This window comes from Peribacillus sp., from assembly GCF_059453735.1.
This window is the reverse complement of sequence record NZ_JAZVJO010000257.1, coordinates 1-10,050: the sequence shown is the minus strand read 5'-3', so window position 1 is coordinate 10,050 and position 10,050 is coordinate 1. Positions and strand designations below refer to the sequence as shown.

At 38.0% G+C, this 10,050-nt stretch carries 12 protein-coding genes; 4 read left to right on the top strand and 8 right to left on the bottom strand.

Features of this window, described 5'->3' with window-relative positions; translation table 11 throughout:
- A partial coding sequence (locus AC52RT_RS08130; RefSeq protein ID WP_495540279.1) for an SLC13 family permease occupies positions 1–1,405 on the bottom strand: 1,405 nt, incomplete at its 3' end.
- 190 nt (positions 1,406–1,595) lie between these two features.
- Here AC52RT_RS08130 and AC52RT_RS08125 point away from each other — a divergent pair.
- Positions 1,596–2,444 (top strand): metallophosphoesterase, encoded by an 849-nt coding sequence (locus AC52RT_RS08125; RefSeq protein WP_495540278.1) that lies wholly within the window; start codon positions 1,596–1,598, stop codon positions 2,442–2,444.
- A 218-nt stretch (positions 2,445–2,662) separates the two neighbouring features.
- Here AC52RT_RS08125 and crcB read toward each other — a convergent pair whose 3' ends face one another.
- Together crcB and AC52RT_RS08115 are read right to left on the bottom strand one after the other, a co-directional pair.
- Positions 2,663–3,004: a fluoride efflux transporter CrcB gene (crcB, locus tag AC52RT_RS08120; RefSeq protein WP_495540277.1), complete on the bottom strand. Its 342-nt coding sequence runs from the start codon at positions 3,002–3,004 to the stop codon at positions 2,663–2,665.
- Positions 3,005–3,012: 8 nt separating this feature from the next.
- Positions 3,013–3,378 carry a fluoride efflux transporter FluC gene (locus AC52RT_RS08115; RefSeq protein ID WP_495540276.1) on the bottom strand — a complete coding sequence of 122 codons (366 nt, stop codon included), beginning with the start codon at positions 3,376–3,378 and terminating at the stop codon, positions 3,013–3,015.
- A 119-nt stretch (positions 3,379–3,497) separates the two neighbouring features.
- On the opposite strand from AC52RT_RS08115, the gene AC52RT_RS08110 reads away from it, so the two are divergent.
- Both AC52RT_RS08110 and AC52RT_RS08105 read left to right on the top strand, forming a co-directional pair.
- Positions 3,498–3,845 (top strand): hypothetical protein, encoded by a 348-nt coding sequence (locus AC52RT_RS08110; protein WP_495540275.1) that lies wholly within the window; start codon positions 3,498–3,500, stop codon positions 3,843–3,845.
- A 253-nt stretch (positions 3,846–4,098) separates the two neighbouring features.
- Positions 4,099–4,611 carry a YkyB family protein gene (locus AC52RT_RS08105; protein ID WP_495540274.1) on the top strand — a complete coding sequence of 171 codons (513 nt, stop codon included), beginning with the start codon at positions 4,099–4,101 and terminating at the stop codon, positions 4,609–4,611.
- A 95-nt stretch (positions 4,612–4,706) separates the two neighbouring features.
- On the opposite strand, the gene AC52RT_RS08100 is transcribed toward AC52RT_RS08105, so the two are convergent.
- The 3 genes from AC52RT_RS08100 to corA all read right to left on the bottom strand — a co-directional run bounded on the left by AC52RT_RS08100 (position 4,707) and on the right by corA (position 7,367).
- A complete protein-coding gene (locus AC52RT_RS08100) occupies positions 4,707–5,612 on the bottom strand; it encodes a chemotaxis protein (protein WP_495540273.1) in 906 nt (301 codons plus the stop codon).
- 153 nt (positions 5,613–5,765) lie between these two features.
- On the bottom strand, positions 5,766–6,242 hold the full coding sequence (locus AC52RT_RS08095; RefSeq protein WP_495540272.1) for an RDD family protein: 477 nt from the start codon (positions 6,240–6,242) through the stop codon (positions 5,766–5,768).
- Between the two features lie 153 nt (positions 6,243–6,395).
- Entirely contained in the window at positions 6,396–7,367 is a 972-nt protein-coding gene (corA, locus tag AC52RT_RS08090) for a magnesium/cobalt transporter CorA (RefSeq protein ID WP_495540271.1), read from the bottom strand.
- A 133-nt stretch (positions 7,368–7,500) separates the two neighbouring features.
- Between corA and AC52RT_RS08085 the strand changes: the two genes are divergently transcribed.
- Positions 7,501–8,658, top strand: coding sequence for an aminotransferase A (locus AC52RT_RS08085; RefSeq protein WP_495540270.1), 1,158 nt, complete (start codon positions 7,501–7,503; stop codon positions 8,656–8,658).
- Between the two features lie 42 nt (positions 8,659–8,700).
- Here the strand turns inward: AC52RT_RS08085 and AC52RT_RS08080 are convergent, their stop codons facing one another.
- On the bottom strand, positions 8,701–9,579 hold the full coding sequence (locus AC52RT_RS08080) for an NAD(P)-dependent oxidoreductase (protein ID WP_495540269.1): 879 nt from the start codon (positions 9,577–9,579) through the stop codon (positions 8,701–8,703).
- 43 nt (positions 9,580–9,622) lie between these two features.
- Positions 9,623–10,050: SDR family oxidoreductase (locus AC52RT_RS08075; protein WP_495540268.1), on the bottom strand; the 428-nt coding region annotated here is incomplete at its 5' end.

Below are 10,050 nucleotides of genomic sequence, written 5' to 3'. Positions count from 1 at the left end.
CTTCTTCCACCGACCGAACACAGCCAGTGAACACCATAAGAAATCCTGCCATTAAAACAGTATAAACCTGAGGAATGATGTTAAAGGCAAGCAGAAGAATCATAAGTATCACGATAGAGGCAGCGATCGGTGCTTTCGCTTCCTGAACATAATCACTTTCTTCTGTTGCACTGCCGAGAACAATAATATCTTGCAGGTCAGCCGAGATCATTTCAATATTCACCCATTCACCATGAATGAGAAGTGCATCCCCTGGTTTTAATATTTCGGTACCAAGATCCGCTTGAATATATTCACCTTTACGATTAATAGCTAGTACACTGCATTGATATTTTTCCCGAAAATGAATATCTCGTAAAGTCTGATTTTCATAATCAGAATGAGGCATAATTAAAATTTCTGTCATCCCAAATTTACTGTTAGCCAGATGTTTTTTTACTTCTTCCTGATTAAAAGGCCGTGTTTCTAATTCATAATCAACTGTCAGACGAGTTACTGCTTCTGCTTCACCAAACACTAAGATTACATCGTCTGGATGAAATACTTCGTCTGCTTTTGCCGACAAATTTTGGTTTTTAGAGAGCAGACCCAGCTGCTTATCTTTGGATTTTCGTTTTATTTCAATTACAGTAATCTCATAATTAATAGGCAGTACCAAATCAGAAAGCCTTTCACCTACTAAATCAGAGTGTTTGGGTATTTGGAGATAGTGAAGTCTATCATATACCTTATACATCCCCGCTAATTCACCAGCTGACAGATCTTTCCCGCTGCTCTTGGCAGCCAAATGCTGATGAGGCAGCAGCTTTTCACCCATAAACAGAATTAATAAAAGAGCCGCTAGGAGCGTAATAAGACCAATTGGTGTCAATGAAAAAAAGGCTAACGGTTCATAATTATTTTTTTTCAGCACATCATTTATGATTAAGTTAGATGGTGTACCCACTACTGTCAGCAGTCCTCCTAATCCACTTGCAAAAGCTAAAGGAATTAAAAACTTTGAAGGACTTCTCCGCTGCTTGAGGGCTGTACTCATAACAATAGGGAGCATGATTGCAACAATCCCCGTACTGCTTAAGAAACCTCCTAAGAACCCGGCTGAAAGCATAATAACGACCATTAATCTCCGCTCACTGCCTCCACTCCATTTCAAGAGCGGATGAAAAATTTTCTCAACGAGTCCAGTATTAAATATACCAGCTCCCACTATGTACAAACTGGCAAGAATAATCGTGATTGGATTAGAAAATCCAGCTAATAGTTCCATTGGTTCTAATATGCCGATTATTCCTAGCAGCAACATAGCAGCAAGTGCAACTATATCTGCACGGAATTTTCCATAGATAAATAGAGAAAAGACACATAACAGGATGATAATCGGTAAAAACATTGACTGCGTAGTCATAAAGTACCCCCGTAAAGATGTTCAATATCGCACAAGTGATGGTGATTGCTTTATTTGCGGTTTACAAAAAGCTTATACTTTGATTAAAATGCAATAAAAAAACAACATATTCTTCTTTTTATGATTATTCTTTGTTAGTATGAGGTAGTAATATTTTTACAGAATAGGTTGATTAATAGTGAAAAAAAATATGTCGAGAAGATCTTTTTTAAAAAAATCTGCAGGAACTTTACTAAGCATTACAGGAATAGGTATGGGAGGCCATTATTACGCCCATGATATCGAGCCTGGCTGGATCGATATCAAACGAATAACGATCAAGCACAAATTAATTCCTGAAGGCTTTAATGGTTTTAAAATCGTTCAATTTAGTGATACACATCTTGGATTTCAGTTTCAGATTAAAGATTTGATCTCTGTCATTACCAAAATGGAAAAGCTTAATCCAGATGTTATCATATTCAGCGGCGACCTAATGGATCAGCCGAACGAATATCCTATGCCTGAAGAAATCATTTCTTATTTAAAGAAAATCAAAACACCTTCCGGTAAATATTGTATATTTGGAAACCATGACCATGGTGGAAATGGTTCTGAAATTTATCGTAATATTATGGAGAAGTCCGATTTTAAAGTACTTCAAAATGCTCATTCTAAACTTTCACTTTTGAGTGGTGAAGCTATTTATTTAGCTGGCATTGACGACGCTATGCTTGGCAGGCCAGACTTTAAAAGTGCGCTGTCGGGAATTCCAGCTAATGGGTATACTATTCTTTTATCTCATGCACCTGATCTAGCTGATACAGCTGTTAACTATAATGTTCAGCTGCAGCTAAGTGGTCACAGTCATGGGGGACAAATCCAGATTCCTTTAGCAGGGGCATTAGTCACTCCGCCATATGCCGAAAAGTATACAGAAGGTACGTATGACATTCAAAACATGATCCTGCATGTCAACAGAGGACTAGGTACAACAAGGCTACCCTATCGTTTTCTTTCTCGACCTGAAATAACTTTATACGAATTGCAGAAAGAATAAAAGAAAATCCGTAAAAATAAGCAATCCTGCCTAATTCACTACAAAAGTCCCATTCTAATGAATTATATCATTAGTTTGGTAATAGAAAAACAGCTTTTCTTCTTATTATTGCAATTATGTGTTTGACGACGAGCTTTCGGCACAAAAATGCCATGGATGATTCCATGGCATTTTTTATGAGCTTTTCTAATTAGTTTATGGTTAAAAAGCTTCACCTCTTACAGCAGGTAACCCGCAGAAAAGAGCAGCATTCCCCCAACAACGGTACCTACAATATAGATAGCAAGATGCAGGTAGCTCCCTTTTTTAAGTAATTCAATAGACTCCATACCAAACGTAGAAAAAGTAGTAAATCCGCCTAGAACACCAGTAATCAATAATAATTCAGCGGTTTTCAATTCATCGACGTTTTCTGGAAATACAAACCCCATGACTAGTGCACCAATTAAATTAACAGATAGAATACCCCAGGGAAAACTGGTAGTAATGTTTCTCGATAGGTACGAACTTATACCATACCTTGCAACAGCACCAATAAACCCTCCTATTAGTACTGCCATTATATCTATCATCCCTGTACATCACCTTTTGAAATAGAAATCCCTAATAAACCGAAACTGATTCCTAACATTAGAGTAGCGCTGATATACAAACTTGATAGCCATACGGACGTTTCAAGTAATCGTATCGATTCCGCTGTGAAAGTCGACATTGTCGTAAAACCACCACATAAACCCGTACCTAACAAAAGAGGCACTGGCTGATTTCTTTTTGAAAAGTACCCTGTCAGCATCCCTAGAGTAAAGGTGCCGATAAGGTTGACACTTAAAGTAGCTAAAGGAAAGACTGGCATATGAATAAATACATTAACTCCATAACGGAGAAAAGAACCTAAAGCACCGCCAATTCCGACAAAGAGATACTTTTTCAGCATTCCCAATCCACGTCCATTTCATATACTCATTCTTACATTATATCAGAATCAGTATAAACAGGCTCTTTTCATTGAAAATATCATAGAATGAAAAGAACTATAGAAAAGGAGGTCTTTTCATGCACTCCCCCTATCCAGCATATTCCCCTGTCTATCAAGAGCAGCATATGAGAAATGGCTACCCGCCTCCCCAGAACGGGAGATTTGTTCCATTCTTTCCATTACTTCTTCCATTTGTAGCTGGTTTGGCTGGCGGTGCACTCGCCGGCAGTGCATTGTTATATAACCGGCCGCCCTATCCATATCCTCCGCAGCCTTATCTGGGCTATCCACCTGGGTACCAGCAAGGGTATTATCAAGGCGGTTACCCCAGCTATCAAGGGTATCCCGCAGCATTCGGAACCCAGCAAGCAGTAACCGACAATATTAACATCTATACTGGTTCTGGAAGATTAACAAATCAATAATTGACAATTCGCACCAACTGTTGGCTGACGAGAACTTCGACAGCCTTTTCTTTTTTTATTGCCTTCGAATTTTGGTCTATGACCTAGATTTGCTATACTATAGTCAGCGTACTGATCTAATTGAACTTCTTCCTTGGTGTCACCTCTTCCACTCCAATTAATTTCAATGTATTTTTTCTTTCCTTCCTTTCAATAGGGATAATGGTATAATATGTACTGCAAGGCACCAGTATTTTAGGAAAGGAGATTCTATATGAAACCAACAACCGGGCAACGGGAGCAAATTCCCCCATCCGATAACACTCTTGCCCAAGCCATTTTTATAGTCAATAAACATGCTAAAACAGCACCTGAACCCAAAGCTTTATATGAATTAAAACGCCTAACCATACTAAAATTATTAAGCGAGGGGAAAGCAAAAAAGTTAGGTCTTCACTTTTCTGATAACCCTAAGTTTTCTGCACAACAATCCGATGTCATTATCCAATGTGGAGAATATATCTTCCATCTTCCTCCTACCAGGGATGATTTAAAAACCCTTCCTCACCTCGGGAACCGCTCTTCATCCGTTCGAAACCCGAAAGCTGTATTATCCTTATCACGTGCGAAACTAATTTTGCAAACGTATATTGGACAGGCAGTCGAGACAAAAATGTCCAATGTGAATTCCGGCAAACCTAATCAACCATCACGCCGGCAGCAAAATCAAAAATACGAAAATACATTTCTTTCGTCATTTTTAGGAAAAGGATATAAATCACGTTAGCTTCTGCTATCTCCTAAACGTTTAACTTTCCCTAATACTCTCCAAAAAGAGAAAAAATCGGTGCAGGAATTGCCCGATTTTTTCTCTTTTTACTTTTATAAAATTAGTTCATCAATCAGTAAAATCAATTCTGCAATTTCCGGCTTACTAACCTGTGCGTCTGCTCCCACAAGCTGCCCTTTATGACGAAGATCCTCCGTGATTAATGAAGAAAAAATAATGATAGGCAGTTTCGCTAACTCTTTATGCTCTTTAATTCGTTTGGTCAAATGATGTCCATCCATCTGAGGCATTTCAACGTCCGTTATGACCAACTTTACATCAGAAACCGCATTTTCCCCAGCTTCAATCAAATTCTCCAAATAATTCAAAGCATCTTTGCCGTTCTCAAAAAATTCGAGGTTTTCAAATCCTGCTTCTGTTAATGTGTCATGTAAAAGCTGCCTTAAAAGCGGTGAATCCTCTGCGACGACGATTCGTTTATTCGACCGCTCCCTCTTCCCTAACTTCTTTACCTGTTTACTATTAATTCCTGAATCCGGATTAATATCCACTACTATTTTCTCGAAATCCAACAGTAAGAGCATTTCCCCATTTAACCTAATGACACCGGTCGTCTGACTTTCAAGCCCTTGAAACATCTCAGAAGGTTTTTCTATTTGGTTCCAAGAAAGCCGGTGAATCTGAGTGACTGTATGAACATGAAAAATTATTTTTTGTTGATTAAATTCTGAAACGATAAACTTATCTTGACTTGGATTCTTCGAAGGTGGAAACCCTAGTGCTTCAGCAACATTAACGACTGGAAGCACTTCTCCCCGTAACTCAATCAGTCCTTCAACATTTTTATGCGTATGCGGGACAAAGGTAACTGGTACAGGATTGATAATCTCCTTCACTTTAATAACATTAATCCCAAATTTATTTGTCCCAATTCCGAACTCTACAATTTCCAATTCATTGGTCCCGCTTTCCAGCAGGATTCCTTGTTTATTTTCCATCTCGCACTTCCAATCTTCATGTTTCAATTTAACGATCTACTTGATCCAATCAGTAGATCTTTCTTTATATAAATCGGAATAAACAGACCTCATGTTAAGGGATTTAAGAAAAAAAGCCGATTTCTGTGTAAGAAACCGGCTTTTTTGTTAAATTTATTTTTTTACAACTAATGTACTGGCTATCATATCATGCAGCGTTTGTTTTTTTTCCGTAAAAGCAGCCATTAAATAACCAATGTTAAAAATCATCCCTGACAGTATAGTTGCAAAATACCTGCCGGTCGCTCGACCAAAGGTAAGACGATTCCCATTCAAATCTACTACTTTTAACCCCATTATTTTTTTCCCAACAGTACCTTGCATTTTCGATGCAGTTGTTAAAATATAATATAATGCTATAGCTACTAACGCAATAATGTAAATAACGGTGAATCCAAGCAAGAAGGTCACCATTTCTCCATCAGTAGCAGTGCCTTCTTCTGGTGCCGTAATAAAGCTATAAATAATAAATAGAACACTCAGCGGAACTGAGATAATGATTCCATCAATGATCGATGCAGCCACTCGAATCCAAAATCCTCCATACCTTTCACTTACATTTACATAGTCATTTACAGCTACTTCACTCATAGAACACTTCCTCCTTTAACCCTAGTTAACTACTAATAATTGCATATTGATTGTAACAAAACCGCGTTATTATTACCAAAATATTCATTAATAATCACTAAAAATAGGAAAAAAGACGCTGTTTTTTATTTATTTCCACACTAAGATTCACCCTTATTTCCTATGTTTCCGTCTGATGGTCAACCAATTTTTTTTAACAAAGTACATAAACATACATATTGCAATTCCAACCATAACTCCAAGAATTATATAATAACCATAATGCCATTCAAGTTCAGGCATGTTTTTGAAGTTCATTCCGTAAACTCCTGCAATAAACGTTAATGGCATAAAGATTGTTGTAATAACCGTTAATGTCATCATTGTTTCATTCATATTATTTGAGTTAACTGAGAGGTAACTATCCCTTATATCCGAAGAAAAATCACGATACGAATCAAGCATTTCTGACAGCTTCAACAAATGATCATAAACATCATTAAAATATAAATGCTGATCAGTTAAGAATTTCAGTCTATCAGAATGAACCATACGATATAACAAGTCGCGCATTGGCAGAATAGTTTTTCTAAATATTGATAGATCTGATCGTAAATCAAATAAACGATCCATCAAATAACTTATGTTTTTATTGGCCCGATTATCTTCAATCTCGTTTAATTCCCTCTCCATGTGATAAATTAACGGGAAATATTCATCTACCAACTTATCGATAATTCCGTGCATTAAAAAGAATGGTCCTTTCAATGTCTGATGACTTTGGGTAACCTTCTTCCAGATTTCCTCTATCTCTATAATGGCTTCTTTATGAAAGGTGACAATAAAGTCATGGCCGACGAACATGTCCAGCTCCACGGCATTCAGTCGTTTTTTTTCAAGTGCATGAATGACTAAGAATTCATAGCCATCATAAAAATCAAGCTTCGGCCGTTGCTGATAATGATCTAAACAATCCTCAATAGCTAAGGGGTGAAACTGAAAAAAAGTAGCTAATTGTTCAATTTCACTTTTTGACGGCTGGTTAAAATCTACCCAGTACCAATCGACATGATCTTTTTTCACTTCTTCAAGCGGACAATCTATGATCATTTTATGATCTTTAGTAATAACAAACGTATTTATCAAGTCATCAAATCCTTAGCTGTTTTCTATTATATAAATGGTTTAAAGTCCAGTTTAACAGATGTTTCGTCTAACGATAGAAATTCACCTCGTTAAAGTGCTAAAATAAGTAGTAGCTAAAAAGGGGGCACTAAACATGGATCATTTACTTAACCCACTCGTAAAAAAAGTTGAAATCTCAGGAATTAGAAAATTTTATAATTTAGTATCTGGAAACAAGAATATGATTTCATTAACCATAGGTCAGCCTGACTTTCCTACTCCTGATCATATTAAAACAGCTGCTAAACAAGCCATTGATAATAATTATACCGTGTATACACATAATGCAGGCGATATTGAGCTTAGAAAAGCCGTTTCAGCATATATTTCGGGTAAATATCAGCTGCAGTACGACCCTGACCAAGAAATTATTGTGACCAGCGGTGCTAGTGAAGCCATTGATATCACGTTCCGGACAATTTTGACACCAGGAGTTGAAGTCATTTTGCCTGGACCTGTATATCCTGGATACGAACCTATTATTAAGATGTGCGGGGCAACGCCGATATATGCTGATATAACTCAAACAGGTTTCCGAATGACAGCTGATATTATCGAAAATTTACTCACACCAAATACGCGCTGTATTGTGCTTCCTTATCCTTCTAATCCAACAGGAGTAACGCTTACTGCTGAGGAATTGCAGGATATTGCAGCGCTTATCAAGGATAAAGAGATTTTCATCCTTGCAGATGAGATTTATAGTGAACTTGTTTATGAAAAAGAACATACTTCTATTGCATCATACCTTAGACAGCAGACAATTGTTTTAAATGGTTTGTCTAAGTCCCATTCCATGACAGGCTGGCGAATTGGTTTTTTATTTGCCCCTACTGTGATTGCTCAAGAAATTCTAAAAGTACATCAATATAATGTTACCTGCGCTTCATCCATTTCTCAACGTGCTGCTCTAGCCGCAGTTACCGATGGTTACGATGATGCCTTGCCAATGAAAATGGAGTACGCTAAACGACGAGACTATGTATATAATCGGCTTCTCGATATGAACCTGAATGTTATCAAGCCCGATGGAGCTTTTTACTTCTTTATTCAGTTGCCTGAAGGTTCCAGCACATCACTCTCTTTTTGTCTCGAGTTAGTGGAAAAAGCAGGCGTAGCAGTTGTACCAGGCAATGCTTTTTCTGAGTTTGGTGAAGGGTATTTCCGTTTATCTTATGCGTACTCTATGGATACACTTATAGAAGCAATGAACCGTATGGAAACATTTCTTTCTAATAAGACTAACTACTAAAAAGAAACAGTCGAGCTTCATCAAGCTCGTCTTTCTTTTTTATTATGACCAGTGCTTTAAAATCGCTTGCGTACCACTGCTTTCTTCTCCTGCTTCTGCAAGCTCTTCATATAGCGACTTTGCCAGCTTCAATCCCGGAACATCCATCTGCATTTTTTCTGCTTCTTCGAGGGCTATCCCCATATCCTTAATGAAATGTTTAATATAAAATCCTGGAGCAAAGTCACCTTTAATCATTCTTGGAGCAAGATTGGATAGTGACCAGCTTCCTGCTGCTCCTGCGGAAATACTCTTTAACACTCTTTCCGGATCAAGACCTGCTTTTTTTGCATAGACGACTGCTTCAGCAACGCCAATCATGTTCGAAGCAATCGCAATTTGATTACACATTTTTGTGTGCTGACCAGCCCCAGCTTCACCTTGATAGATGATATTCGTACCAAAAATCTCTAAAATACTTTTAATATCTTCAAAGTCATCCTTCGAACCCCCGGCCATAATCGTTAACTTACCCTCTCTTGCCCCAATATCTCCACCAGAGACGGGTGCATCAAGTGCTTTCACCCCTGCATCAAGTGCCTTCTCATAGATCTTTACAGCTAATGAGGGGGTTGAGGTGGTCATATCGATAACATATTTAGTACGGCAAGGATTCTTCAAAATTCCCTTCTCACCTAAATAGATTTCCTCAACATCTTTTGGATATCCAACCATTGAAATGATCACATCTGCCTGCTGTGCAAGCTCCTCAGGCGAAACCGCCCATTTTGCTCCATTTTCCAGCAGATTTTGAGCTTTTTCTTTGGATCTCGTATATACGATGAGTTTGAAACCCGTATTTAGGATATGCTGGGCCATACTGTTTCCCATCACGCCTGTACCAATTAAACCAATTATTGTTTTGTCTTTTACTATCCCCACTTATCTCACTCCTGGTTTTTACTTTTTTAATTTATCCAATGAGTCATATTGACCTGACATTACCACCATCAACCAAGAAAGATTGACCTGTGATATAGGAATTTGCATCTGAAAGCAAAAATGCTGCAAACTTGGCAAACTCTTCTGGATGACCATATCGCTTCAATGGTATTTTTGAGCTTACTTGTTTCTCTACTTCCTCAATCGTGATCCCTTGTTTACCCGCAGCAATGGCATCTAATTGCGCCAGTCGATCCGTAGCAATCCGGCCAGGTGCAAGGGTATTAATCATAATTTCTGGTGCTAATTCAACAGCAAGTGTCTTTGCTAGACCAACAACCGCAGTTCTAAAGGTATTCGATAAAATCAGGCCCGGCAGAGGTTCTTTTATCGCAGACGACGCAATATTTATGATTTTTCCTCCATCCTTACGCAAATAAGGAAGGCTTGCTCGAATAACTCGTATATAAC